This is a genomic window from Dysgonomonas termitidis (assembly GCF_054657735.1).
In genome coordinates this window covers 3,242,216-3,267,283 of record NZ_BAAHYD010000002.1, presented here as the reverse complement: position 1 = coordinate 3,267,283, position 25,068 = coordinate 3,242,216, and the positions used below count along the sequence as shown (strand labels likewise).

The following is a 25,068-nucleotide window of genomic DNA, read 5'->3' as shown; positions in this document are numbered from 1 at the left end:
GTAACTATACTAAATTAAAATCATGGGTAAAAAGAACAGCCTTACACCATCTGCCGTCCCTGCCGGATTTGAGCCGAAAAAAAGCCTGGAGGAACAGCCATACGATGTAATCCTGGCGCATATCCTTGATCCGGAGAACTCCCCTTTGCCTGAAAAGTACCGGGGGGAATTTAACCGGGTGAAATATGCAGCCGGCGCACTGGATGAATACCATCCGTCCAATGTGATCCCGCGCCTGCTGGCCAAGTATAACATATCCCGGAACCAGGCCCGGCAGGACGTAAAGCTGGCGCAGGAACTGTTCAAAACAAAGTTTACTTTCGATTTTGATTTCTGGCAGCAATGGCAGATCAAAGACCTGGTGGAGACTATCCGCGATTGCAAGCTCCAGGGCAAGTATAAGGAGCGTGTAGCGGCACATAAGGTACTGAAGGAGATTATCGGCGACAAGCCGATGGGCGAGGAAGATCCGCGCCGGATGGAAAAGAATATATTCTATATCCAGCTGAATAATAATAAAACAACGGTAAATATTCCCATGGATAAATTGAAGGACTTGTCGCAGGAGGAGATACAGACCATTGTCGCCGCCATGACTACGCCGGAGGTGGAAGACGGGGATATCATCGAATTGTTGGATACGTGATTGAAGTGAAAAACTAAAAACTAAAAGTGAAAAATTAAGAGTGAAAAATATTTATCACTTTTCGTTCTTCACTTTTCATTTAAAAAAAATATGACAATAAGAGAAGCGATAGAGGATGTAAAGTTCCCGGAATTACTGGATGCCCGGATACAAGGGTATAAAAACAGGCCTTTGCCTCCTTCCGGGATGAAGTACAGGCGCACGCCTGCCGATACACTGAACGAATCGGGGCTGTTGACTCCGGAAACGGTACTGAAGGAATATATCTCCGTCAGGGAGAAAAAGAGCCGGCTGCCGCACTCGCAGCGTCAGGTCGTAGTCATGCTGGCACAGTTGGCCATGGCTGATGTGATGGCCTTCAGGAAGGAAGAAGAAAAACGATTAACAAGAAAAAATGAAATGTATGCACGCAAAAGAAGCAAGAAAACTAACTGAAGAAAATATCCGGCCATTTGAGGTTATTATCCAAGATATAGAGCAATCCGCGAGCCGTGGCAATCAAATGATATGCATACCGGTAGTCACGCCAGAGTATCAGATGAAACTTGTAGAGCTTGGTTATAAGATATCGAAGCATACAGACCCTATAGGGTTGGATTTGACTAAAATCGAATGGTGATGAAGGCTATATATAAATATCCGCTTAAGGTTATAGGCTTTCAGCCCATAGAATTGCCGGAAGGATATAAAATACTGGATGTACAGATGCAAAATGGTATTTTGGTTATTTAAAAAGTGCGTGCAGATCTGCACGCACTTTTTTATGTCCTTTTGCCTAACGGAATATCGCACGAATTTTACCTTATGGAAAATTTTTGGGAAGAAAACATATCGCTCAATTCGTTCCAGATATCCGTAATGGCATTCCAGGCAAAGTATAAGGCCCTGATTGCCGGGCGTGGTACCGGGAAGTCATTTATCACCGGTGCTGAGATAGATGAAAATGTACGGACCATGCCGCGCGGGATAACCGGGGTAGTGCAGCAGACTTTAGGCCAGGCATTAACGAAAACGCTTCCTTCTGCATTCAAGTATCTTGAGAAAGCAGGTTACCGGAAATATAACCCGAAAACGAAAACAGGTGACTATGTGGTATGCCAGAAACCGCCTGATCACTTCTATACGCCTCATGAAAAAATTATGAGCTATGAGTATATGATCTCATTCAGCAACGGCCATGGTCTTTACCTGCTTTCCCAGGCTGCCGGAATGCGCGGACCTAATATCGATTATGCATTGTCGGATGAAGCGCTGACACTGGATAAAGTGAAGTTTGACCAGGAAGCCGTACCAACCAACCGTGGTAACGAAGAGCAGTTCGGTATCTATTCCCAAGACCGGTTATTAAAGCATCACGGATATACCTTTACATCGTCGATGGGTTATCTTCCGGAGCATAAATGGCTAACCGACTTTGCGGACTATTATGAGAAGGAAGCCGGGATCCAGTTATTCGTCATTTGGAATAAAATAGCCAATATGCAGTTGCAGCTTATACAGGCCAAGATAAACAACGACGAAAAGACTGCAGTGGAATTATGGAAGGAATGCGGGCGTTTGCGTAAAACAATTACGCCCTTTGTCAGCGAAGACGGTACGCTGTTCATGCTGTCGAATGCTTTCGATAATATCTATAACCTGGGCTTCTCATACCTTACAAGAATGTATAAAGTGATGGATCTGGTATCGTTTATGATCGAGATACTGAACTTCTACCTCAATAAGGTTACTGATTGCTATTATTCACTGGACGACAGGCATATATATTACAAAGCGGATAACGATGATTATATACGCGGACTGGCCGAAAACAACAATTTCAATTGGGACGAGTTGGCCAGGCACAGAGACAGCCTATGTGATGCCGACTGTAATCCGTCCAAGCCGCTGGAGATCACACCGGACTGGGGAACTAAGATCTCACTTATCGAAGTAGGCCAGGAAAGTATGTTTGATTATGTGACGGGCCTGATCACCCCGTGTGATAATAACATCAATGAGTTCTTTGTTAAGCCGGAGGAGAATCCGGATACGATGATCAATACGCTGATGGATAATTTCTGCGAGTATTACCGGAAGCATAAGGAGAAGATGATCATATATACAGTGGATACATACGGAGATATCAGGCTGGCCAATTCAAAGAAGACTTATAACCAGCATGCGATATCCCGGCTGGAGAAAAATAAATGGAAGGTGAGGGTACGCAGGCATCCGGGGAAGGAACCGCCGCACAATGAGAAGTACCTGCTCTGGCGTTACCTGCTGCATGAGACGGATCCGCGGCTGCCGAAGAAACGGTTCAACGGCGCACGGTGCAAGTACACACTGATCAGTATGAACAACACCTCAGTTATACAGAAGATGAACGGCTTCTTCGAGAAGGATAAGCGCAGCGAGCGGCAGACATCCGTGCTGCCTGAGGAAGCCACGCACTTCGGAGATGCTGTGGATAAAAGAATGTGGGCCAAGTACGGATCGATGCTGAAGAAAGGATCATCCTTTGTGAATCCGCGGTTCTGATGGAGGGGATAGGATAAATGTTAAATTTAACATTTCCTTTAAAAGTGAGGCAAACCGTGAGGGCAAGATTAGGGCCCGGCTACTGAGAAGAGCAGATCTCTTAAGATTATTCTCTCTTTTTATTCAGCTAAGCTTCTTACAATCTTTTTTTTATGTTTTTATTAGGATTTTTTAGTATTTAACTATGGATAGAAAGAGAATAGGTTTTGTGCAGGATCGCAAAAAGGAAGGAGAGGATAGCAAGAAATCGCACAGAGAATCTCCGGAGACGAAGGCAGTAGATAAGGTAAAGATAGCTTTGTCTCAGTTTATCCGGGAAAACTTTGATACTTCCGGAGACACAGAGGATAAGGATTTTAAAACATCTGCAGAACTAGCTTATATGCTTCGTGAATCCATTCGGCCTTCCGTCAGCCTGGTAAGCACTGTAATGGAGGAACTGGGGTTTCGGTTAACGTTCATCGAGGGGGTTCCGCACTGGAGCATCTACCTGAAAGACACGGATAGCTATCCGGATTAGCCGTTACGGTGTCCTTTTTCCAATTATACACATACGGCATCTTTGCGCATATATCTTTTAGTTATGGTAAGGATTATCTGTTTATTATTCTTTTTTATTTTTCTTTCTTCCTGTGCATCGCGGAAGAAGAAGGATAGCCATTTGTCCGTTTCTTCCGCTTCAGGCGCAAGTCTGTCGGTAACAGGAAGGTCAGCTGACAGTCTGTGGCATGCCGACTGGAGCCGTTTTTTTGAATCGGAGGATACGGATATTTATATCCGGAAATATGACACGGCCGCAAAACCTGATTCCGCCGGAAACTACCCATTGCAGGAAGAGAAAAACATAAGATCGAGACGGAACGCCCAAAAAGAACAGCAAACTGCTGCAGGTGAATCAAAGCGAGAAGATACCCGGACTGATTATACAGCCGCCAGCCTGACGGATATCACAGCGGATCAAAAAGAAGAATCAGCCACAGAGACAGCTTCTCTTTTCAACCTGAACTGGCTATGGTTTATTATAATCCCTGCAGTCGGAATTTTTATTATAAAGAAATTCATACTGAAGAAATGAACATTGTCAGGTTTCCACTGGAAGGCTTAAGCGCCGATTATGGCGATATCATACTGGATTCGGTATCCGGAAACGTCGATGTTATTGTCGTTATATTTGGCCGGGAAGTGCTGCATGAGACATACTCTCCGGATACAGAGGGTAAGGTATATATCCGTGATATCGGGGCGCTGGCTATGTCGTATGACCCTGTACAGGATATCGTCCTGGAAGAAGGGCAAGACGGCACATTCATCCGGGTTGATTTCCTGATACGTGAGCTTCCTGATCCGGATCCGACGATTATCTGTTCCGTATTTATTTACCGGTGCGATGCCGAAACGGGAGGCACGCTCGATACACACCTGCTGACGGATATGCCGTTATCACGCGTGATAGAGAAACAGGTACAGCCTCGCGGCTGGGAATTCGTTTCGTTTTACGGCCCCGGGGAAATCATAGTGCAGGCATTGTACATCGGTGAAGATGACGATGTGCAGCAACAGATAACCATCGGCACCGTTCCTACCAATGACGGTACATATTACCGTTACGACGTATCCCCCGGGGTCATCGCTTCGCGGTGCGGCATCACGGTAGACCGCCTGATATCATACGAAGTCGGCAAGCAGGGAAGCGAAACAATACGGTTTATAGTAAATAATCTCCCTGTGAAGAATGAGACAGCCTTCATCTTCCGCAATACGTTCGGCGCCCAGGAGACATTCACCTGCACCGGCGATGCGACGACCGAAGAAAAGTGGACGCGTGATTTCGGGAATATAGGCAGGAAGCAGCGGCAGATCAGCCGTGACGTGGAAAGGGGCATCACCGTGAATACCGGCCATATTGACCGGGGAACGGTTGCACTACTGGAGGATCTACTGAACGCGCAACAAATCCGCCTGCTGGAAGACGGGATCCTACGGGAAGTGACCATTATGCAGGAAACGGTAAAAGTAACCTCCCGGAAAGACGATATGGCTTCCATCGAGTTTAAATACAGGTATGCTTCGAATAACCAACTGCAGGCCAGGATTGAAGGAGGCAGGATATTCGACCATACATTTGATGATAGTTTTAATTAGCTGATATGAACAAACCGACGCATATAAGACGGAACCTGATGCTCAAGGAGCTGGATATCCGGTGGCTGCCGAATGGCAAGCGGAATATATTCTCTATAAAGTATGTTGATAAATCGGGCAAGCTGCGGTATATCCCGCAGGCCTATGTACGCGGATTGCCGTATAATGTACAGGACGCCCGGCAGAGAGGGATACAGCCCTGCGACTGCGAGGGAAATGCTGAAGGCCATGTCTATCCTGCCGGCATAGACATGATAGTGATGTATAACAATATGGAAGTGATATTGTAAAAATAAGCCCCCAGTCGCTTAGTAGAATCCTACCTCATACTAAAACTAAAATAATAGATGCGACACAGCGCATAACTGAGGGCTTAATATGCCTTTTAGTTACGCTGTGTCGCATTATTTAGTATGAAGTAGGATTGCAAAAATAGTAATTAATGCGAATCAGTATTTAAAAAATTAGATAAATAAAAGCGATGGCAATTTTACCCATCGTATGAACTAAAAGTCCGGATGTCGATCTGACTTTCTGCGCTCTTTGAATTTTTGTACGTTCATTCAACCAATTGAAGAATGATTCTATGGGTTGTCTGACTTTAGAAACAGCAGTAGAAAATAAGTCATTATATGCTTTGTTCCATTGTTTTTCTTGTTCAGACTGTCCTTTGACTGCTTTAACAGGAGTAAGCATTTGAATATTCTGCGTTTGCTTTTTATTATCATTAAAGTATTCAAAATCAGAATATATTTTATCTCCAAAAATCATTCGGTTAACTATCGTATCACCCCAGTTCTGTTTAAATACAGTCAGGTCGTTATCTTCAGCAGGAGTGTAGGTTATGGATTCCGGAAAAGGGATTGTCCCTTTTCGTCTGAATGCCAGAGCATGAAGCTTTAAACCATAGTAATATTGATTCTTTGTTGAACAATATCCTTTAGTGGTGATTTCTTTAGCAACCTTTGCTATTCTGTTTCGTCCTGCACAAGTGATTACAGGCATAGAATCAACCAGCGATACATCAAAATCACAATCTTTTGGCGTGAATGAACTTATCAATCTCTGGGATAATACCTTAAAACATTCATTCAGGCGGTTTAACCTTAAGTTAAATGTTTGATACGATGGCAATGAAGGAAACCAGGAAGATAGATACTCTTTTGTAAAAGAATGTATATCTTTGACCATGAAATACTTCTGACAACATCCTGCGAACAGGTAAATTGTCATTATTTCCTGATCAGTAAAAGATGGAGCATTGTTGTTACTGTACCGTTGACAGTAATATTTTAGCTCTGAATCGTATAAATCACAGATATACATATAAATTCTTATCAGTTTAAGCTCTTTCTTCTTGGGAATCATTGTTAAAGAAATGTGTGGTAATATTCCTTTAATTTAATGATTTTCAAGAGATTGAGCAAGTATTCGGTACGCTTATTTTATTGATAATTAATCTTTTAATTAAATAAATCAGCCAATAGTTGCAACTACTGATTCGCATAATTAATTAATATTTAAACGATTTAAAAAACAAATTAAACATGGATAAAATTTATAAAACTGCGCCCCTTCCTTTCCAGGGGCAAAAGAGAATGTTTGCCGGATATTTTGCACAAACGATAAAGGATATCGATGAGAAACAGAAAATCAGCATTATTGTGGACCTGTTCGGAGGCTCCGGGCTGTTGTCTCATACGGCCAAGCATATATTGCCCGGCTGCCGGGTCATATACAACGATTATGATAATTATACGGAACGTCTGCGTAATATTGGAAAGACCAACAGACTATTATCAGATATAAGAACAATACTGGCGAATATTCCCAGGGATAAGGTACGGATCGACGAGGCTTTTAAAAATAAAGTGATTGAACGTATTGTTCTGGATGACCGGGAGGGATTTACCGATTATATCACCTTATCGGCATCATTGCTGTTTTCATCCAAATATGCATTGTCCCTGGAAGGTTTCCGGAAGGAACATTTATATAACAGGGTGAAAGCCTCGGATTATGATTGTGATCCGGACGAATACCTGAAGGGCCTTGAGATTGTACATTGTGATTATAAGGAGTTGTATAACCGTTATAAGGATATTCCCGGAGTATTATTTATCGTGGATCCTCCATACCTGTCAACCGATACAGGAACATATCATTCTGATAAATACTGGAAGCTGCGCGACTACCTGGACGTATTGAATGTGCTGTCTGGCACCGATTATATTTTCTTTACATCCGATAAAAGTTCACTGGTAGAGCTATGCGAGTGATTCGCTGATAACCGGAACCTGGGGAATCCTTTTGTTGACTCGGTGCTCAGGACACATCACGTAACGCTGAATAAGACATCGGGATATAATGATATGATGTTGTATAAGCTTGTGAAATAAAACCCGCTTGTCTTATTATTTCATGTCCTTTTTGCTTCAGGCTTATCCGGGCATATTTGTGGTAAAAAAGATATGCAAATCTTATTCAATAAGAACGGTACGCCGCTGATGATGTCATGTTCGAGCACCTTTCTGAACACGACCGGCTCCCCGTCGGGTATTACCCCGGAAGAGAAAAAAAAGCTGATCCAGACCGTGGATACAAAGCCGGACCAGGATTTTACGCAGCTGGCGGGTATCAGGCTACTGTCGTGGAAAGATAACAACGATTTCCCGCAATGGGCTGACAGGATAATCACCAGTACCGGCGTGTTGAACACCGGACTCAAATTCATCCGGAACTTCACGCTCGGGCAGGGCATACATGCCTGCAAGATCGACGGCTACGACCAGGACGGAAACGAATTGCTGATTCCCTATCCCAATCCGGAAGTTCAGAAAATTGTATCCTCGCGCGTCATCCGCCGGTATATGGAGCGTGTGGCCCGTGATTATTTCAAGTTCGGGTGCGGCTTTGTGCAGAACGTCACGAATATGGACGGCAGCCGGATTGTCGGATTAAACCCGCTGAACGCTTACTTCTGCCGACTGAGCGAACGTGATCCGAACGGCAGGGAAAAATGCGTGATCTCCGGGAAATGGCCCGACACACCGGGAGCAGGGGATTATAAAGTTCTGGACGTACTGTCAGAGTATGATCCGGAACTGGACCTGGATATCCGGCGCTTTGAAGGTAAATCCAAGGACAGCACGGTAATGGTGATCCGCGACAGCTGGAGCAACCGGGATACCTACGGGGAGCCTATCTGGCTGGCCTGCTTCCTTGCCGGATGGATAGACATAGCCAAACAGGTGCCCCGGTACCTGCAGAAAGTGTATAAGAACCAGGCCACCTGGAAATGGCATATACAGATACCGTATGCGTTCTGGGATAAGAAATTCCCTGAAGCAGACTTCGACACGGTAGCCGAACGGGAGAAAGCGATCCAGGACTACATGGATGATGTCGAAAGGAACCTGCTGGGAGTCGATAATGCTGAAAAACCGATCTTTACTTTCTTCGCGGTCAATGAGAACGGCAAGGTCGAGGAAGAATGGAAGATCACGCCGCTGGACAACAAATCGAAGGAAGGTGACAAGCTGGTCACATCGGCTGCCGCCAACTCGGAAATACTGTTTTCACTGATGATCAACCCGAACGTATTGGGTGCCGGTATGCCCGGCGGGACATATGCCGGAAACCAGGGTGGCTCGAACATACGGGAGGCTTTCCTTGTGAATATAGCCAATGCCTGGATAGACCGCCAGAACTTTCTGGATCCTGTGGAGATTATGCTGCGCTACAATGGCTATGAGGATGTATCGCTTCGGTTCCGGAATACGATACTGACAACACTGAACACGGGAGCCGGTACTCAGCAAAATATAGCGTGAAGTTAATGTGCCAATATAATTAAGAATGAAAAATTAAGAATTAATAATGGCGCGAAGCGACGAAGGCCAACAGCTAAAAAAAACTTATAATTTATTACTCATAACTTATAACTAAAAGACATGATATTCTCAGAGAATAAATGGAGCGATGGGGACGAACTCAGGCCTTATATACCGATATCGACATCCCTTAGCTTCCGGAATATGAACCCGGCTTTTCAAAATGCTTTCGGGTTGTTCATCCGGCCCGTAATGGGTAACGCCGTAGTGGAAAGACTACAGGAGATATATGATGCAGTAGTGGATATAAGCATCATCAGGGAGGACACGGATGACAAGGAAATAAAACTGCTTTATTATGGCCAGCGCGCAAATGCTTTCCTGGCTTACTGGTATGACTACGACGAGCTTCAGGTACTGATCGGCGATGCCGGTATCAAACGGCAGGATTCGGAAAAGACGAAAACACCGTATAAATATCAGGAACATAGCCTGAAGGAAGGTTTCAAGCAAAAAGGATTCGATGCCCTGGACAACCTGATCGCCTATCTGGAAGAGAATACAGACGAGTTTCCCGAATACCTGGATTCTGAAAATTACACGCGGACAAAAGACGCAATCGTAAGGAGTACGCAGGAGGTGAACGGATATTACCCTGTCAATAACAGCCGTCTGGTGTTCCTGCGGCTGAAACCGGCTTTCAGGGTTATAGAGGATACGGTCATTGCTCCCCGGCTCGGAGCTATCCTGTATAATGAATTCAAAGAAGCATTAATGCAGGACTCTCCGGATGAAAAATACCTGAAGCTGCGTGAAAAGCTACTTCCGGTAGTCGTATTCTATGGAGTGCGTAAGCTGATCCTGGAGACAGGCAGCCTGACAGACAGGGGACTGTTCTTTACGAGCCTGAAGGGTGGTGACGGCTCTTATATGTCGCTGGATCCTGTAGCCGATAACCGTATCGCCATGCAGGCCGACAAGGCTGAAGCCGATGCTATCTCTTACTGGCTACTGGCCGAGCAATACCTGAAAACGGCTTTCGGTATCCCGCCGTCAAATGCAAAGAAAATACCCAACAGGGATAATAACGGAAAAAAATCATTTTGGGCATGAAAACAATACGGATAGAATATACGCGCCTGCATTTCTTTCGAAAAGCGATAGAAATACGGGCTCCGGAAAAATGGGAGGAGCTCTCGGGCCGGCAGTTTGCCATTTGCAGCCGGCTATTTCTGGAGCAGGTCCCGGATGACGTGTTTATCAGTGAATATTTCGGTATAAGCAAAAAGCTTGCCGGGAAGTTCTCGAAATTTGAACAGTACAGGCTAATCGAGTGTGCCGGCTTTATATCCGAGCCAAAAGCTGCCGTGAATTACTTTTACCTGAAGGAAATACCGGACACATATCTGTGCTCCCCGGAGATAAAGCTGAAGAGTGTATCCTTCGAACAATTCATGATCCTGGACACGTACTTCTTCGATTATGTGAACGGGCATGATGACGACAGCCTGTGCAGGTTTGTATCATCTCTCTATATGAAGAAGGGAGAATCTATCCGGGATTTTGATTTTGAAGAGCGTATGGCATACATAGCGGCAAAAGTAGATAAGGCTACCATGTTTGCCATCTTCCTGAATTATACATTTATCCGTAAATGGCTGTCTGGTGTTTTCCGGTACCTGTTTGAATACAGGGAAGAAGATAAGGAGAAGCAGCCAAAAAAGAATGCGAAAAACAAAAGGGCCGGTTCCGGACGCCCGGACTGGAACTCCATCCTGGACGGTTTCATGGGAGATGATATCCTGCATGAGGAAGAGTACCGGAACCTGAAATGTATCCGGGCCTTTAAAACGATTAATAACAGAATAAAGAATTATAAGGATGGGAAACGAAAACCTGTTAGATGATTTCACGGAGTATATAGAAAACCTGTGCAGGAAACATGTGCTTATAAAGCATTCGGCAGAAAAAAAACATTTTGTGAGACTGGATAACGATGAACTGCTTCAGGAAGGAAAGGCGAATATTTATTATCCTGTTGTTACCATGGAGAAACTGACCGTCAGCTATACGAGCCAGCCGGATAATTTCAGGAAAAGCCGGCATGTGGAGCTAATGTTCCTGGATCACATCCGTGATGCCGGTGATTTTAATAACATAGAAAATGTGTGGACAAAGATGGAAGCGGTGGCTGAAGATTTTATAAAAAAAATCCGAGTGGATAAACGGAACCTTCCCTTCCTGAAATCACTGGTGATGGATAATGCGGAACTGGATTATGTGGAAAATATAAAAGCACATCTATGGGGAGTACTCCTGTCGTTTGATATAAATCTTCCATTCGATAACTGCCTGGATCCTGACCGGTTCGAATGATGTCCTTTTTCCGGAGCAGGATAACAGGCAAATTTGAAGTACATTTTAATATAAATATATATGAGCGTAATCGATGATTTAATAGCCCAGGCAACGCTAATAAGGGATGAAATCCGGAAGAAAGCGAATACGGCTTACCGGGTAGGTACTTGTTTATTGAATATAATAAATTTTTCGAAGGACTACACCGACGGAAAGGTAAATACGATACTGATCCTGATCCCATCCGGAACGAACACCGGAAATATGCTGATCAACAACGACCAGTTGAACAACGCATTGGCAGGATTCTCGCAGGGCTTCTTCGAATACAAAGATCAGGAAAACTTTATAGTACAAACAGAAGCGCAACTCCCTACGCAACTACCCAGCGGTGATCCTATACCGGACGGATATACGGCTCTATATATGGATGCTACGAAAACAATCGTATATAAAACCACATATACCGCCGGAGCATGGGGAGCTGGAGTAGACCAGAACGCGGAACCCGGATTTCTTTGGACGGAAACCATAACAGGCAATGGTTATTACTTTATGCCGGGCCAGGACTGGAACCAGTTGGATGTGAAGCCGATGGCGTCGGCAATAAGCAACGACAGTACTGTGCCCGGCGCTACCGTAAAGGATGCGCTTACCTACCTGCTAACTATGCTTTCGCCGGCAGGGTCTGCTTACCTGACTTTCAAGCTGGCCTCCCAATCGCTTACATCTGTAGCGAATATACCGGCTACGGCAGCCAACACATTTTGCCAAATATCGGCAAATGCAACGATGTCGTTAGCGAATGCAGCAGCCTTGCTTCCCGGATATGAACAAGTGATACGGGTAAAGAATACATCTGCATCTTCGATTACGCTTACCCTGCCATCAGGAGCGGCTTACGATAACGACTACGGGCAACCGACTGTAAGCATTCCGGCAGGTAAAGTAGCGGAAGTGAATATCTGGTGCTACATGCCAGGGAGGTATAGTATACGTGTCGGAGAAGCAAATTAATCAGTTAGCAGTTAGCAGTAAACAGTAAAAAATATGAGACGAAGGACATACTCCAATAATGATTCCTATTATGAAGATACAGCCGGCATACAACATAGATTTAGCTTACGCAATACGCCGATAACTAACTTCTGTGTCACTGCGTCGAGTATGACCATAAAAGGAATAAACGTTTCTAAAAACAATATAAAGAATATTGTATTCGGAGAGTCATACAGGAATATTAACGCCCTGAATACTAATTTTCTCCGTAATCTTCCACAGTTAATATCCGTGGACTTATCGGTATTTACGAATGTTGCAAGTATAGGCACTGATTTCATGATAGCTGCTACTCAGTTAACGTCTGTCGACTTATCTCCGTTTACGAATGTTGTGAGTATAGGAAGTAGTTTTCTTTCGGCTTGCGGTATAACGTCTATCGACTTATCTCCGTTTGCGAATGTTACAAGTATAGGGTCATATTTATTATTCGGATGCTTAGGCTTAATATCGGTGGATCTTTCTCCGCTTATTAGCGTAACGAGCATCCAAACGGATCTTATATTCAATAGCGACAATATCCTTTTATTAAACATTGGGAATATACCCGCAACGGTATTCGCACATAATGATAGAGTATGCTCCACCGATAACATATTAGCGCCCTCTTACGTAACCGGAATTACAGTTACAGGAGTAGATGCGGCAGCCTTTATACAACGCTTCCCGAACAGGAACATAGATCCATACAGGAATCTTATTAATGCAACTACCTACGCATACGAACTCTATCCGGCGGGCGGTACAGTAACCGGCGGTACTCCATCGGGTAATTATCCCGCCGGCGCGACTATCACCCTGCCAGCATCTGCCACAAGGAGCGGCTATACCTTCGCGGGGTTTGTGTCCGGAGCATTTCCGGGAGTTACTTACGGGCTGGGTGATACGTTTGTTATGCCGGCAGGTAATTTGACAGTTAACGCGGTGTGGACGGCGAATAATCCCCTGACAATATATGTTCAGAATACATCGTTATTATTTTTCGCATTTGTCTCCGTAGCTCCTTATCCCGGCAGTTTCAGATGGGAAGATGCTAACACGTATACTATAGCTCCGGGAGATACGATTCCTATCTCTAATGATAAAGATGGTGGTGAGTTTATTGCCGGTAGTTCTTATACTATTTATTGGAAGTTAGAAGACAATACTAACGGTACTGTCTTTATCTCCGATATGCAGGATGGCTCTAATTATCAGGTAGGATAGTGATAAAAAAAAGACTGCATACTCAACGCATTACAGCCTTTTTTAAGTAGAAATTTCAGTTAAAATATCAGTGTAAAGTTAGATAAATAATTTAAAATAGAATATTATGCTAAAAATAACAACAGATACCAATTCAATAAAAGCGGAAAGAAACGGGAATACGCTTTTTGTAGCCGCTAAGAACACGGTTTCTTATTCGAAAGACAATACAATGGTATTTCTCAATGCTCCGGATATTGTACGTATAAGCGAAGCTTTTTCCGGAGGTATTACCATGAACGGCACGCCCATCACGGCGGAGAACATCGAGGCGGAATTTGCGGACCTTTTTGAGTCGCAGGGTGGAGGGGGGCAAGGAATATGGGGACAGATAACAGGAACGCTGTCTGATCAGCAGGATTTGAACGACGCGCTGGCCGGCATACAGGAAGATATCGACGGGCTTGCCGTTATGCAGGGGAACTGGCTCGGTCAGGACTTCGCTACCTACGCCGCCCTGACAGCTTACGATGCAGGATTAACTGAAAAACCAGCTAATAAAACATGGACATTCGTGCATGCCGATGAAAACCCGGCGGGAGGCAATGGCGCTCAGGCCTGTTACGCATGGCTTATACCTGAAGGTGGCACGGAACCTGAATTGTCTTTCCGTTATAAGATCCTGGTACCGACAACGGAGACAGACCCGGTATTTACGGCATGGAAAGGAGATACTTCTGTAAGAGCCGGAGCCGGTTCCAGTACTGCCGGGCCTTATTCGATTGCCATAGGGAATAATGCCAGTACTCATGCCGGGAACAGTAATATATGCATAGGTGATAATGCAAGGATAACATCGGGCACCGTTAGCGGCTGTGTAGTCCTTGGTAAGGATTCCAGTATTACCGCTACCTCTAATAATATAGTATCTATTGGAAATGCTACGCTGAAACGTCGTATTACAAACGTCGCCGACGGAACAGGTGACAACGACGCCGCGACAGTAGGGCAGGTGAATGCTACTGTTACGGCCTCCCAGCGATGGAAACCGGCTGTCCCCACTTTGGCCGATCTGCCTGTAATTACAGGTACTGAGCAGGATGTAACATGGCTATGCCGGGTTACTTCGGAGAATAACGTATACCAGCGTGTAGCCGGCACTTCCAGCACATGGACGCTCTACAGTGAGAATACGGACTATGTCGACGAACAGGAACTGGAAGACGCGATAACGGAAGCCGTTACAGGCACACTGACAGACGAAGACGGCACACCCGATATACCAGATACTGAAAGCGGGAATATCTGGACAAAGATTCAGCAGGTCCGTAATAATCTGAAATATCTGTTCTCTGTAATTACAGGAGGCGCAACAGGGCAGGTGCTTACATCTGCCGGAGGCGGCAGCGCACCCGGATGGCAGACTCCAAGCGTGGAGATGCCCAATGGCCGCGTAAACGATACATACCAGGATGCATCCGTAGACCGCTACTACTGTGTAGCTAAGATAACGTCCGACCTACGTCCTGAAAACAGCTTTTGGTATAGCGATATGTTCAAATTTGATATAATTATATCAAACAGGGCGGCAGATATCAACAACTATCAATGTATTGCAAATGTAGTAGTAAATACAGGACAGTGGAACCCAAACCCATCCGGGATAACAATAAATACGGCCACTGGCAATTTCGAAAGCGGAAACCTCTACATTACCCAGGAGGAAATCCCTGATAACGGAGCAAAGAGAGTAGTTTACAGAATCTGGATGCGCAAGCATATAATACAGAATTATGACAGCAACGTTTGCTTCCTGCAGGTATCAAACATCCTGTATTATTCAGGGGAAGGAGGCATGGTCGATTATAAAATTGAATATTTTAAACCGGTAGTTCCCGATACATTTGTAGGAATTCCGGCATCTCAAATTGCGCCACAAACTCCTATAAATGAAGCTACTTTTAACAGAGATATTAACCAAAGCATTGAAATACCGGGAGGGACTTCAGTAGATGTAATAAACATTCAAAATAATGCATTAAAAGTAACAGCGTCTTCACAAGATTGGATAGAGGGTAATGGTATTACCACAATCGGTCAAATATCTCTAATTGACTATGGTGGTGGAGATGCAGTTATATGGGATTACCAAAACGGATGGGCAGCGAGCTTTAACTTTCTTTACGCGGACACAGATAAAGAATACTATGTAGATTGGAATGCAACAACCAAGGTATTGACTTTCACTCCAGGTGACGTTATAACTTCTATAGACCCGAATGCCGGAATACTGGATTCGATAATGTTTATTAACGGATCTCCTGCTCAAATTGCAGAGGTGTGATAGAAAAAGCCTGTCTCGCGACAGGCCTAGCCCTAAAAACAATCGTTCAAATTTAATAACACATTTCAATAATGCAAATATAATAATAAATATTAAATAGATGGAAATAAAGGATTTGATTACGGATGTGCTGATGCCTATCGCTACTATCGTGCTGGGCGGAGGCTGGTTTATCCATTACCGGGCCAACAGGAGAAAGGCAAATGCCAATGCGCTGAGTGAGCAAAGCAAGGCCCTGGTTGACGATGTAAGCGCGGCAGAGGTTATTCACCAGAAGTATGTGGAGGTGATCCGGCAGCAGGGCGAAGTGTCCATGCAGGAGTTCAGCAAGCTAACGGATAAGCTGAAAGAGCATATAGAGCTCGATAGGACTTTCCAGAAGTCGGTAGATAAGTTTATAGGCGACAGTGAGGAATACAGGAAAAAGCAGATGCTTATCAACAAGCGTATAGAACTGAAGCTGTTGCTGACAAACCCGGCTTTGCGAAGCGAAGAATATATAGATGAGAAGTATAAGGAATATACGGATGATGGGGGAAATAGCTATATATGCGATCTGTATAAGGAATTTAAGGAAAAGAGAAAAACGAAAAAATAAAAAAAAAGGAGCTAACAGAATGACACCAAGGGAATTTACAACAAAATATTATCCTTTCGCCTTTCAGACACAGCAAAAGACAGGGATCAGCGCATTATTTATCATCGCTCAGGCTGCCATCGAGACAGGATGGGGAAAATCATCACCCGGCAATATGTTTTTCGGAATTAAAGATACCGATGGTATTAACGGAAACGAGCAGCTGTTACGTACAACCGAAGTGCTGAAGAATCCGGATGTGAAGTTTCCGCAAGTGATATCCGTTAAGAAACGACCTGACGGGAAATATGACTATGTCGTAAAAGACTGGTTCCGCAAGTATGACACACCGGAAGGAAGTTTTACGGATCATGCCGCTTTCTTCTATACTTACAACCGTTACCGGAATGCATTGGATGTAAAAGAAGATCCGTACCGTTTTGCGGAAGAAATAGCAGCTGCCGGATATGCCACAGCTACGAACTATGCGAGTGAGTTAAAGAAGGTAATAAAAATGGTAGAGGGGTATCTGAAATAATTATGAAAACACTAAAGAAAGTACCGGTAACAATCAAATTTATTACGGATTTCGACGATTTTGTAGCGAATGAAGTAGAAAATGATACGCTTTATGTATCGAAGGACTCTTTTAAGATGGCCCATAATTGCCTGTGTGGTTGCGGCGGGTTCGTATGTATACCACTTCAAAGCATTGATGATAACGGAGAGGTATCGAGAGAAAATAACAATGGGTGGAATTTAAGTGTAAAAGACGGGAAGGCTACAGTCACTCCGTCAATTTTAAACAGGCCTTGTAACGGGCATTATATAATAACTAACGGAATAGCAAATTTGGTATGAAAAATGCATTTATAATATTATTGTCTTTCTTATTATTCGGATGTATAACAAAGAAAGAAAACTACCTGATCATACTGGAACCTGATCAGGCACACGTTCAGCCCAAAAATGAAAGAGAAACGATTCCTATAAACCGTTTTGAAAAGCAATTTTATAAGGCCGATAGTGTATTTATGTCAAAACTTCGTAAAGCATCGAAAGAAGCACGCGAGGCAACGAATAAATATTAGTATACCGACACATTATCACATTAAAGTACACTTTTTCGATTTATTATTATTTTATTCTTCTTTGAAATGCCTGGGTTGTGATGATCCGGGCGTTTTTGTGTCCTTTTTCTTCAGGCAGTATAGGGGCATATTTGCGGAAAAAAGATATGGAAGAACGGATAGTCACCGCACAACAGGCAGAGTCTTTCAATACTTCGGTGAAAGGCTGGGGCATGAATATACGGGGGGGATTGAAGAGTAATGCCCGGACAATGCTGGCGCATGCCGAAAAAAGGAAATATAACAAATATCCTGAATTGGAAAAGTCCATCTCACTGCATACGAAAAAAGAACACGGGATCACCAGCAGCATAACTTTCCGGTTTGCCTTCCAGGGCCTTTTCGTCCATCTGGGCGTCGGCAGGGGTTATGTACGTGAAGGGAATTCAGTAAAGCTGGGCAGGAAATATGCGGGAGATGAGATTGGAGCGCTGAAGGGGAAAGGTTATACCGGCAGGGAGATAAAAAAAATGCGGCATATATACAAAGACCAATCGGGCGCCAACAGGATACCTGTGGACTGGTTCGACGTGACGATACGGAGCGGTATGGGCTGGCTGGCCGAGTATGCCGGTGATTTCTGGGGACAGCGGGCGATGGATGTCATACTGGACCAGATGGATAAAGGCCTCCATACCTATGCGAAGTATATAAAAGTGAAAACTAAAAAGAAAAAATAATGGCGAACAGGACAGGTACATACAATGCGCGGATCTACATCGACGGCGTCGCTGTGGAAAACTCGGTTAAAGGGATTAAAGAGAAAATGCGCGAGCTGACGAATCAGCAAGCCCTGATGATTAAGGGTTCCGATCAATATATCGCCCATACGAAAAAAATTGCCCAACTGGAGAATATCCTTCAGGAACATAAGGATTATCAGAAAGAGATAGTTAAGGAATATGGCAATATGGATAAAGCCGCGGATGACTTCGGGAAGAAAAGCAAAAAGTCTTTTGCCGGAGCATTACAAGTCTTTGCCGGGAATATGCTTACCAAGGGCGTACAGTTCCTTAGCCGTTCCCTGGGAGATACCGTCAATAAGATACGTAGCTTTGAGAAAGCAAATGTAGTGTTGGCCGGAATATTAGGCGTAAATAAAAATGAAATTAAAGACCTTTCTTCCAGCGCTATCGAATTAGGAAAGAATTCTAAATACACGGCTTCTCAGGTAACGGAACTACAGACCGAGCTTGCAAAATTGGGCTTTAGTAAGCAAGAAATAAAGGATTCGCAGAAATATGTCCTTGACTTCGCTACGGCACTGGGCGCTGAACTTGGAGACGCTGCGGCGCTGGCCGGGGCATCGTTAAGGGCATTTGGCGCCGAAACAACAGAAACGGAGAGATATGTATCGGCCATGACAGTAGCAGCTAATAAATCGGCCCTTAGCTTCGAATACCTGTCTACGGCGATGCCTATCGTGGCGCCTGTGGCTAAGGCCTTCAATTTTACGATAGAGGACACTCTGGCTTTGCTGGGTAAACTATCCGACAGCGGATTCGACGCATCTTCCGCGGCTACATCGCTGCGGAATATATTCCTGAATCTGGCAGATTCGAATGGGAAACTGGCTAAAGCGCTTGGCCATCCGGTAAAAAACCTTGATGACCTGGTGAAAGGATTTCAGGATCTTAAAGCAAAAGGCATAGACCTGGCGTCCGCGTTGGAACTGACAGATAAACGTAGTGTCGCCGCTTTCCAAACATTCCTGCAGGGAGCCGAAAAGATAAAACCGCTCAGAGACTCACTGATAGGTGTAGGGGATCAGCTCGATAAGCTGGCGAAAGACCAGATGGATAACCTGGACGGGTCTGTTTTAAGCCTTCAATCTAAATGGGAGACGCTGATGCTATCTTTTTCGAATAGTTCCGGACCTATGAAAACTGTAGTTGACTGGCTTGGCAATATAGTCGAAGGCTTTACGAATATCATTGACAAGATGAATAAATTACAGGATAGGCCTGCGTATAAATCTTTTCTTGATATCGAGAAAAACAGAGAAACTGACAAATCCTATCTTAAACTGCGTCAAAGTATCAATTATAAAGATTTGAATTCTCTGGATGGAAATGAGCGGGCCGGCGCTGAAACAGTATTAAAACGGGCCTATGATAAAGAACGGCAGGAAATAGAAAAAAATATATCATTATTCACTGAACAACAAGAGGCGGCCCAGAAAAAACTGGATGAAACAATAGAAAAAAATAAAGGTGTAGAACGTTTTATTCCTTTATATAATTTGGGAATGGCTACAGAAGAAAGTGATCTGGAAAAAGACCTGGAAAGTATAACCACGAAAGCGGATATAGCAAAAGTCAGCATGGAAGCCTTGAATGACGCTTACAAAGAGATATTGAAAGAAGATAAAACTACACCTGGCGATACAAACAAAAAATTCAAACTTCCGGACGATAATAAAAAAAATAAAGATAATGCATCCAAAGAACAGAAAAAAGTACAGGATGCCCTGAAGAAACTGGAGGAAGATAATTATAAAGAGCTTACGCGGATTAAGGAAAATTATCTTAATGGCTCCCTGGATGATGAAGCTGAATACAACAAAGCCCTGCTTATCCAGCAGGATGCGTATGACAAGCTGAGAAAGGATAGATTACAGGCTCTTCTGAAAGAGACGACAGACCCGTCGATACGGATCGATATTGAAAAGAAAATAGCGGAAATCGAAGCTAAGGCCCTTGATAAACAAATTGCGGACAAAGTAAAAAAACAAAAGGATGCTGCGAAACAGGAACAGGATCGTCTGAAACAGGGGCAGGATCTTCTGAAATGGAATGAGGAAGAAACTAAAAAAATCCTTGAATCCGCTTTTCAATATGTAGCTACCGAGGAAGATAAAGCCTACATAAAACAAATGGAACGCCGTGCCAGGGGTGAGATATCGGAAGCAGAATATCAGAAAGAGATTACAGCTATCCAGATGAAATACCTGGAGGAACGCCTCCGGATAAACGGCGCAAGTGAGGAACAGATCGCGGATATCCGCAAGCAAACACTGGAGCAGGAGATTAATACGTTACAGGATAACGAGAGCCGACGCAATACATTGTTAGGGGGACTCGGTACCCAGCTGGCTGATAAGATGAAGGAGATAGACGATGCCCTTCTTAATGGCGCTGTCACATTTGGCGAGGCTGTGATGATGCGTGTGGAAGCATATATGGATATGGTAAATTCCGCGATGCAGGATATAACCGGCAATCTTTCCAACACCTGGGCTAATTATGCATCAGTAGAAGAAAGTCAGATATCCAGAAAATATGACAAGGAGATAAAGGCAGCCGAAGGCAACTCGAAAAAACAAAAGAAGCTGGAGGAAAAGAAACAGAAAGAGCTAAATGCCATTAAGGCCAAATATGCGGATAAACAGTTTGCCGTTACTGTAGCTCAAACTATCTCTACTACTGCACTGGCCGCGATGGAAGCTTATAAAGCGATGGCAGGGATACCGGTAATAGGGCCGGCCCTTGGTGTGGCTGCCGCGGGAGCTGCCATTGCCTACGGTAAATCGCAGATCGATGTAGCTAAAGAGCAAAGGGACGCAGCCAAAGAAGGCTATTACAAGGGCGGGTATTATATCAATGAAGGATATACCGGCGGTAACGATCCGCGCCAGATCCGTGGCTTCCTTCCTGATGGGTCGCCTGTGCATGGGGAAGAGTTTATCGCCAATCATACCACGACATCGCTTTACAGGCCATTATTCGATCTGTTTAACGAAGCTCAGAAACACAATACTGTGTCGTCGATATCGAAGGCAGATCTGGCCAAGGCGCTGAATATTCCGACGGGTTATTATTCCGGCGGATATAACGGGAAGCCGTCAGCCGTTCAAACAGTTGTACGTGATAATAGGTACGACGAATCATACGACCGGTTTGTAACTGTAATGGAACGACTGGAGGAACGACTGAATGTTCCTTTTACCGGAATAGTTACTTACAAAGGTGAAGGGGGAATAGAGGAGGCTGAAAAGCTGGATAAGAAAATGATGAAAAATGTATAACTCAATATGCCGATTATTTAATGTGCCGATGTGCCAATGAATAGAAATTAATCCAAACCGCAAAATTGCGGAATGGCTAAAATACAAGAAAAAATGGTAGATTTATATATCGATGGGCGGCTGGTAGTGCTGCCGGATAATTTTTCGATCACAATAATAGATGAAAATCCGTTCTTCACCAAGAAAGGGACATATACCTACGATATCACGCTTTCGCTTCTCGATCCCATCAACGCAAAGATATACGGGCACCTGAACCGGAAAAATAAAAAAGATATTATCCCGGAAAACAGGCGGGCCTATATGGTGGTGGATAATGAGGTAGTCCTGAACGGGACAGAAGTAATACTGCAATATTCGGAAAGCCAGGTGAAAATACAGCTTGTATCGGGTAATTCGGAACTTAACTTCCTAATTGGCAGCGACAGGAAGTTAAGGGATCTGGATCTGGGGGAAGCAGTAAAGCATACCAGTCAGGAGCAATTGAAAGAGTGGCTGATGCAAGGCTATCCCGAACGTGAATATCAGGTATTGCCTTATTATACATGGGACCACGATATATTGTTAAATCCAAGCCCATCTGCATATATGGCTGTAGGTAACATGTACGCAATAGTATCTCATAATAATTTTGATTTTTATTTATATGGCGCTTACGGGCTTATTACTCCACAACCTTACTTGTGTTTCATTATAGACCGTATATTTGAATCTTTAGGATATTCCGTCACAAATAACGATATTGCCGGCCATCCTGTTTTCAGCAAGTATTATATGGTAAACGGCATACAGACCAGAAAATATGCGGAAATGCTGCCGGACTGGACGGTGAAAGACTTTTTCCTGAAAATCCAGGGCTTTTTTGATTGTACATTCGTAAGTGATCCATATAAAAAAACTGTCGGGATATACTTTAATTATAAATCGCAAACAGAGTTTCAGAATACAACCGATCTGGAAATATATGATGAATATACGGTAGATAAAGACAAAGATAATAATCTGGATGTCCGAAACTCGAATACAGAATATTCGCTCGACAGCAATGATTATCATAAATATGCATCTATCGACCCCCGTTATACCGGAATAGCCATAAAAGAGCCTTATGCAACGCTGGATGAGTTGGCCGGCAAAATTAATGCCAGTGACAATGAGAAGAAGATGAAAATCTACACGAATGATGTGTACGGGGATTACATTGCCTATGATACCGGTTCGGGCATAAAGCCGGTTAAAGTAAATTCTTTTGCACCCCTGTATAAGAAAGAAGGCTCTACCGATATAGATAGCAGCCTGGATATAATACCTGCGTCTATGGCTTATGCTTTAGTTGCATCGCAAAGCTCGCCGGAATCATACTGGATACAGGTACCGGGAACCGATGACTATGACGAACTTGATTATTCCCGCTTGCAAACACCTGCCCCTCCGGTTGAAGGAGAATATTTTGATCTTCAGGAACTGATAGAGGGAGATGCAAGCCTGGAACGGAAGATGCCTTCAAAAATCAGGCTGGCTATTTATGATGGTATGAAAATATTAGATAATCCTGCCGGAGGTAAAACAGGTTTATTCCCGGTTCCATATGTTGAATCTTTGGCAGAATATTATCCGGATTCAGGTATTCAACGTTTTTTTACCAATCAGGATAATAATCCTTTCCGCTTAGAAAATATGTATAAAGATATCTATAGTAAATCGGAAGCTATCGATAGTACCAAGACATATAAGTTCACTTTTGTCAAAAACAACAGGTTTAATATTATGGACAAATTTATAGCAAATAACAAGGCTTTCAGGTGTGCAAGACGAGAACGAACTGTATCGTCAAAAGGATTTGAAAAATATGCAAAGGGCGATTTTTATCCGTATGAGGGGAAAATGATATAAAAATATTCTACTAATTTAAGTGGCCTCGCCTTTTTAGGCGGGGCTTTCTTATTTGAAAACTGCATTTTATTTTTTTGCGATTTTGATAATATATGATATTATATTGTCAAAATATTGTTTTTATGAAGTTATAATAATTATATATCTACCTTTTCATACATTAATAAGGTTATTATTACGGTTAATGAAATGGTAATTGAAAACGTTATTGCGACTACACATTATTATATATAAAGATGTAGATATATATCCCCCTCTATCCCCCATGGGGGGAAGAACGGGTGGGGAATTTTTTTTTGATTATTTTAAGAAGAATATTTTTATAGCGGATGGATCATTTCTTTGCTGATGGCTTTTTTTGCCTATTTTATGGCTTATAGTATCTTTTTTTTACAATCTCCGTGGGTTGATTCATATTCGTCCTAAAAAATGGCTGAAAACGCCTTTAAAATCGATTTCGGAATTTGGAAAAGCGAATAAAGACGGTGTTTTATATGGCCTTGTCAATAATTGAAAAGGTATAATGATAGTTCAGTAATGACTTTGCATATTTTGCTTTAAATGCTATTTTGTTGACATATAAATTTTATATGTAAAATATAATATATTGATTATTAATTTTATATATGTTATTAATTAGAAGGTTTCTTCAATCAACAACCGGATATTTCCAAAATTAAAAATCAAATGAATGTAAACATGAACAAAAAGAAACCGAAACAAACATTGCTCGGTCGCATTGCACGCATGTTGCTCGACATCGAAGCCGTAGAAAAGGCAGATATGACGGCCAGCGGTACGCCTTATGTAGTCTTTGTACTGGCCGACGGCAAGGAAGCCTATGTGGACGAAGACGGGTTTGCTACGCTCGACGGAGAACAAATGCCGGCCGGTGAGCATCAGCTTGCAAACGGCAATTTGCTGGTAATCGATGAGCAGGGACAATTCACAGAAACGCGTGAAGCCTCGGAAGACAAAACCAAACCTGAAGAAACGAAAGCTCCGCAAACATTCAAGCGCAGTAAGTCCCGGCATAAGCTGGCTGGTTTTGAACCCAAAACAGCAGAAGCCCTGAAAGTCAAGATTGCCGAAATGCAACAGACGATCGACCAACTCACTAAAACATTGGAAGACGCACAGTCGATGCTCGAATCCACAAAAGGACAGGTAGAAGAGATGCGCAGGAAAACACCATCGGCACATCCTGCCGTTCAACTGTCGCGCACAACTAAAAATGCAGGCGAAATGACTACGGCCGAACGTATGGCAGCTGCATTGAATCAGACAATAAACAGAAAGAAGTAATATGCCGATGTGCCAATTGAATGCAACTGTTTGATAATTGGTATAT

25 protein-coding genes and 1 pseudogene are annotated in these 25,068 nt (G+C 43.5%); 25 read left to right on the top strand and 1 reads right to left on the bottom strand.

What is annotated here, in order from left to right; translation table 11 throughout:
* The first annotated feature begins 22 nt into the window (after nucleotides 1-22).
* From ACYQ3L_RS17550 to ACYQ3L_RS17515, 9 genes are all read left to right on the top strand, one after another.
* Nucleotides 23-646: a hypothetical protein gene (locus ACYQ3L_RS17550; RefSeq protein ID WP_379994738.1), complete on the top strand. Its 624-nt coding sequence runs from the start codon at nucleotides 23-25 to the stop codon at nucleotides 644-646.
* Between the two features lie 90 nt (nucleotides 647-736).
* Nucleotides 737-1,081, top strand: a complete 345-nt coding sequence (locus ACYQ3L_RS17545) for a hypothetical protein (RefSeq protein ID WP_379994736.1) — start codon at nucleotides 737-739, stop codon at nucleotides 1,079-1,081.
* The gene (locus ACYQ3L_RS17540; protein WP_379994734.1) at nucleotides 1,050-1,265 is read left to right on the top strand and encodes a hypothetical protein; all 216 of its coding nucleotides are present in this window, start codon (nucleotides 1,050-1,052) and stop codon (nucleotides 1,263-1,265) included. Before ACYQ3L_RS17545 ends, ACYQ3L_RS17540 begins: the two co-directional genes overlap by 32 nt.
* The gene (locus tag ACYQ3L_RS27835) at nucleotides 1,265-1,378 is read left to right on the top strand and encodes a DUF7352 domain-containing protein (RefSeq protein ID WP_465251901.1); all 114 of its coding nucleotides are present in this window, start codon (nucleotides 1,265-1,267) and stop codon (nucleotides 1,376-1,378) included. Before ACYQ3L_RS17540 ends, ACYQ3L_RS27835 begins: the two co-directional genes overlap by 1 nt.
* A 72-nt stretch (nucleotides 1,379-1,450) precedes the next feature.
* Nucleotides 1,451-3,169: a hypothetical protein gene (locus ACYQ3L_RS17535; protein WP_379994732.1), complete on the top strand. Its 1,719-nt coding sequence runs from the start codon at nucleotides 1,451-1,453 to the stop codon at nucleotides 3,167-3,169.
* Between the two features lie 184 nt (nucleotides 3,170-3,353).
* Entirely contained in the window at nucleotides 3,354-3,689 is a 336-nt protein-coding gene (locus tag ACYQ3L_RS17530; protein ID WP_379994730.1) for a hypothetical protein, read from the top strand.
* A gap of 63 nt (nucleotides 3,690-3,752) precedes the next feature.
* Entirely contained in the window at nucleotides 3,753-4,244 is a 492-nt protein-coding gene (locus tag ACYQ3L_RS17525; RefSeq protein ID WP_379994728.1) for a hypothetical protein, read from the top strand.
* Entirely contained in the window at nucleotides 4,241-5,311 is a 1,071-nt protein-coding gene (locus ACYQ3L_RS17520) for a hypothetical protein (protein WP_379994726.1), read from the top strand. The genes ACYQ3L_RS17525 and ACYQ3L_RS17520 overlap by 4 nt, the downstream gene beginning before the upstream one ends.
* A gap of 5 nt (nucleotides 5,312-5,316) precedes the next feature.
* On the top strand, nucleotides 5,317-5,601 hold the full coding sequence (locus tag ACYQ3L_RS17515; RefSeq protein ID WP_379994724.1) for a hypothetical protein: 285 nt from the start codon (nucleotides 5,317-5,319) through the stop codon (nucleotides 5,599-5,601).
* Between the two features lie 166 nt (nucleotides 5,602-5,767).
* Here the strand turns inward: ACYQ3L_RS17515 and ACYQ3L_RS17510 are convergent, their stop codons facing one another.
* Nucleotides 5,768-6,502, bottom strand: a complete 735-nt coding sequence (locus ACYQ3L_RS17510) for a transposase (RefSeq protein ID WP_459952247.1) — start codon at nucleotides 6,500-6,502, stop codon at nucleotides 5,768-5,770.
* A gap of 356 nt (nucleotides 6,503-6,858) precedes the next feature.
* On the opposite strand from ACYQ3L_RS17510, the pseudogene ACYQ3L_RS17505 reads away from it, so the two are divergent.
* The 16 genes and pseudogenes from ACYQ3L_RS17505 to ACYQ3L_RS17430 all read left to right on the top strand — a co-directional run bounded on the left by ACYQ3L_RS17505 (nucleotide 6,859) and on the right by ACYQ3L_RS17430 (nucleotide 25,022).
* Nucleotides 6,859-7,710: pseudogene (locus ACYQ3L_RS17505) on the top strand (DNA adenine methylase).
* A 72-nt stretch (nucleotides 7,711-7,782) separates the two neighbouring features.
* Nucleotides 7,783-9,144: a hypothetical protein gene (locus ACYQ3L_RS17500; RefSeq protein ID WP_380000208.1), complete on the top strand. Its 1,362-nt coding sequence runs from the start codon at nucleotides 7,783-7,785 to the stop codon at nucleotides 9,142-9,144.
* Between the two features lie 120 nt (nucleotides 9,145-9,264).
* Nucleotides 9,265-10,257, top strand: coding sequence for a DUF6712 family protein (locus ACYQ3L_RS17495; RefSeq protein WP_380000206.1), 993 nt, complete (start codon nucleotides 9,265-9,267; stop codon nucleotides 10,255-10,257).
* Entirely contained in the window at nucleotides 10,254-11,051 is a 798-nt protein-coding gene (locus tag ACYQ3L_RS17490; protein WP_380000204.1) for a hypothetical protein, read from the top strand. The genes ACYQ3L_RS17495 and ACYQ3L_RS17490 overlap by 4 nt, the downstream gene beginning before the upstream one ends.
* Nucleotides 11,026-11,520, top strand: a complete 495-nt coding sequence (locus tag ACYQ3L_RS17485) for a hypothetical protein (protein ID WP_380000201.1) — start codon at nucleotides 11,026-11,028, stop codon at nucleotides 11,518-11,520. The genes ACYQ3L_RS17490 and ACYQ3L_RS17485 overlap by 26 nt, the downstream gene beginning before the upstream one ends.
* Nucleotides 11,521-11,580: 60 nt before the next feature.
* Entirely contained in the window at nucleotides 11,581-12,519 is a 939-nt protein-coding gene (locus ACYQ3L_RS17480; protein ID WP_380000199.1) for a hypothetical protein, read from the top strand.
* Between the two features lie 33 nt (nucleotides 12,520-12,552).
* Entirely contained in the window at nucleotides 12,553-13,767 is a 1,215-nt protein-coding gene (locus ACYQ3L_RS17475; protein WP_459952408.1) for an InlB B-repeat-containing protein, read from the top strand.
* A gap of 106 nt (nucleotides 13,768-13,873) precedes the next feature.
* The gene (locus ACYQ3L_RS17470; protein WP_459952447.1) at nucleotides 13,874-16,090 is read left to right on the top strand and encodes a hypothetical protein; all 2,217 of its coding nucleotides are present in this window, start codon (nucleotides 13,874-13,876) and stop codon (nucleotides 16,088-16,090) included.
* 100 nt (nucleotides 16,091-16,190) lie between these two features.
* Nucleotides 16,191-16,688 (top strand): hypothetical protein, encoded by a 498-nt coding sequence (locus ACYQ3L_RS17465; RefSeq protein WP_379993334.1) that lies wholly within the window; start codon nucleotides 16,191-16,193, stop codon nucleotides 16,686-16,688.
* A 19-nt stretch (nucleotides 16,689-16,707) separates the two neighbouring features.
* Entirely contained in the window at nucleotides 16,708-17,205 is a 498-nt protein-coding gene (locus ACYQ3L_RS17460; RefSeq protein WP_379993387.1) for a glycoside hydrolase family 73 protein, read from the top strand.
* Between the two features lie 2 nt (nucleotides 17,206-17,207).
* Entirely contained in the window at nucleotides 17,208-17,528 is a 321-nt protein-coding gene (locus ACYQ3L_RS17455; RefSeq protein ID WP_379993388.1) for a ubiquitination-like system serine protease family protein, read from the top strand.
* A complete protein-coding gene (locus ACYQ3L_RS17450; RefSeq protein ID WP_379993389.1) occupies nucleotides 17,525-17,758 on the top strand; it encodes a hypothetical protein in 234 nt (77 codons plus the stop codon). Before ACYQ3L_RS17455 ends, ACYQ3L_RS17450 begins: the two co-directional genes overlap by 4 nt.
* Before the next feature lie 146 nt (nucleotides 17,759-17,904).
* The gene (locus ACYQ3L_RS17445; protein WP_379993390.1) at nucleotides 17,905-18,477 is read left to right on the top strand and encodes a hypothetical protein; all 573 of its coding nucleotides are present in this window, start codon (nucleotides 17,905-17,907) and stop codon (nucleotides 18,475-18,477) included.
* On the top strand, nucleotides 18,477-21,824 hold the full coding sequence (locus ACYQ3L_RS17440; RefSeq protein ID WP_379993391.1) for a phage tail tape measure protein: 3,348 nt from the start codon (nucleotides 18,477-18,479) through the stop codon (nucleotides 21,822-21,824). The genes ACYQ3L_RS17445 and ACYQ3L_RS17440 overlap by 1 nt, the downstream gene beginning before the upstream one ends.
* A gap of 72 nt (nucleotides 21,825-21,896) precedes the next feature.
* Nucleotides 21,897-23,717 (top strand): hypothetical protein, encoded by a 1,821-nt coding sequence (locus ACYQ3L_RS17435; RefSeq protein ID WP_379993392.1) that lies wholly within the window; start codon nucleotides 21,897-21,899, stop codon nucleotides 23,715-23,717.
* A 699-nt stretch (nucleotides 23,718-24,416) separates the two neighbouring features.
* Complete coding sequence (locus tag ACYQ3L_RS17430) at nucleotides 24,417-25,022, top strand: hypothetical protein (protein ID WP_379993393.1); 606 nt, start codon at nucleotides 24,417-24,419, stop codon at nucleotides 25,020-25,022.
* The last annotated feature ends 46 nt before the right edge of the window (nucleotides 25,023-25,068 follow it).

What these genes read in the sequence shown, in the direction of transcription:
- ACYQ3L_RS17545 (WP_379994736.1), top strand. Translation starts at nt 737, where the DNA reads ATGACAATAAGAGAAGCGATAGAGGATGTAAAGTTCCCGGAATTACTG.
- ACYQ3L_RS17500 (WP_380000208.1), top strand. Translation starts at nt 7,783, where the DNA reads ATGCAAATCTTATTCAATAAGAACGGTACGCCGCTGATGATGTCATGT.
- ACYQ3L_RS17525 (WP_379994728.1), top strand. Translation starts at nt 3,753, where the DNA reads ATGGTAAGGATTATCTGTTTATTATTCTTTTTTATTTTTCTTTCTTCC.
- ACYQ3L_RS17540 (WP_379994734.1), top strand. Translation starts at nt 1,050, where the DNA reads ATGCACGCAAAAGAAGCAAGAAAACTAACTGAAGAAAATATCCGGCCA.
- ACYQ3L_RS17530 (WP_379994730.1), top strand. Translation starts at nt 3,354, where the DNA reads ATGGATAGAAAGAGAATAGGTTTTGTGCAGGATCGCAAAAAGGAAGGA.
- ACYQ3L_RS17535 (WP_379994732.1), top strand. Translation starts at nt 1,451, where the DNA reads ATGGAAAATTTTTGGGAAGAAAACATATCGCTCAATTCGTTCCAGATA.
- ACYQ3L_RS17440 (WP_379993391.1), top strand. Translation starts at nt 18,477, where the DNA reads ATGGCGAACAGGACAGGTACATACAATGCGCGGATCTACATCGACGGC.
- ACYQ3L_RS17435 (WP_379993392.1), top strand. Translation starts at nt 21,897, where the DNA reads ATGGCTAAAATACAAGAAAAAATGGTAGATTTATATATCGATGGGCGG.
- ACYQ3L_RS17430 (WP_379993393.1), top strand. Translation starts at nt 24,417, where the DNA reads ATGAACAAAAAGAAACCGAAACAAACATTGCTCGGTCGCATTGCACGC.
- ACYQ3L_RS17480 (WP_380000199.1), top strand. Translation starts at nt 11,581, where the DNA reads ATGAGCGTAATCGATGATTTAATAGCCCAGGCAACGCTAATAAGGGAT.
- ACYQ3L_RS17495 (WP_380000206.1), top strand. Translation starts at nt 9,265, where the DNA reads ATGATATTCTCAGAGAATAAATGGAGCGATGGGGACGAACTCAGGCCT.
- ACYQ3L_RS17450 (WP_379993389.1), top strand. Translation starts at nt 17,525, where the DNA reads ATGAAAAATGCATTTATAATATTATTGTCTTTCTTATTATTCGGATGT.
- ACYQ3L_RS17455 (WP_379993388.1), top strand. Translation starts at nt 17,208, where the DNA reads ATGAAAACACTAAAGAAAGTACCGGTAACAATCAAATTTATTACGGAT.
- ACYQ3L_RS17475 (WP_459952408.1), top strand. Translation starts at nt 12,553, where the DNA reads ATGAGACGAAGGACATACTCCAATAATGATTCCTATTATGAAGATACA.
- ACYQ3L_RS17520 (WP_379994726.1), top strand. Translation starts at nt 4,241, where the DNA reads ATGAACATTGTCAGGTTTCCACTGGAAGGCTTAAGCGCCGATTATGGC.
- ACYQ3L_RS17550 (WP_379994738.1), top strand. Translation starts at nt 23, where the DNA reads ATGGGTAAAAAGAACAGCCTTACACCATCTGCCGTCCCTGCCGGATTT.
- ACYQ3L_RS17470 (WP_459952447.1), top strand. Translation starts at nt 13,874, where the DNA reads ATGCTAAAAATAACAACAGATACCAATTCAATAAAAGCGGAAAGAAAC.
- ACYQ3L_RS17515 (WP_379994724.1), top strand. Translation starts at nt 5,317, where the DNA reads ATGAACAAACCGACGCATATAAGACGGAACCTGATGCTCAAGGAGCTG.
- ACYQ3L_RS17465 (WP_379993334.1), top strand. Translation starts at nt 16,191, where the DNA reads ATGGAAATAAAGGATTTGATTACGGATGTGCTGATGCCTATCGCTACT.
- ACYQ3L_RS27835 (WP_465251901.1), top strand. Translation starts at nt 1,265, where the DNA reads ATGAAGGCTATATATAAATATCCGCTTAAGGTTATAGGCTTTCAGCCC.
- ACYQ3L_RS17460 (WP_379993387.1), top strand. Translation starts at nt 16,708, where the DNA reads ATGACACCAAGGGAATTTACAACAAAATATTATCCTTTCGCCTTTCAG.
- ACYQ3L_RS17485 (WP_380000201.1), top strand. Translation starts at nt 11,026, where the DNA reads ATGGGAAACGAAAACCTGTTAGATGATTTCACGGAGTATATAGAAAAC.
- ACYQ3L_RS17445 (WP_379993390.1), top strand. Translation starts at nt 17,905, where the DNA reads ATGGAAGAACGGATAGTCACCGCACAACAGGCAGAGTCTTTCAATACT.
- ACYQ3L_RS17510 (WP_459952247.1), bottom strand. Translation starts at nt 6,502, where the DNA reads ATGGTCAAAGATATACATTCTTTTACAAAAGAGTATCTATCTTCCTGG.
- ACYQ3L_RS17490 (WP_380000204.1), top strand. Translation starts at nt 10,254, where the DNA reads ATGAAAACAATACGGATAGAATATACGCGCCTGCATTTCTTTCGAAAA.